This is a genomic window from Pelagimonas sp. (genome assembly GCF_058892305.1).
On sequence record NZ_JBZXVN010000026.1, the window covers coordinates 37,827 to 38,032 of the forward strand.

Here is a 206-nt window from a genome sequence, read left to right on the forward strand (position 1 = left end):
TTCACCGTCGCCAAGAGCGGATTGACGGAGCCGTCGTTGGCGTTGATCGTGATCGTCGCCTGATCGTTGCCCGACGCGTTGAGCGCACCGGTGTATTGGATGTTGCTCGCCGTGCCGAGATAGGTGTTGATGTCCGCCGCCGTGCCGACAAGGGTGATCGTCGTGGCATCGACAAGCGTTTCGGTCACACCAGCGCCGACACCCGC

The 206-nt window shown here is 62.6% G+C and carries 1 protein-coding gene; it reads right to left on the reverse strand.

The features are described 5' to 3' along the window. The coding region (locus AC5EFR_RS11390; RefSeq protein WP_493575934.1) for a hypothetical protein at positions 1-206 on the reverse strand (206 nt) is incomplete at both ends.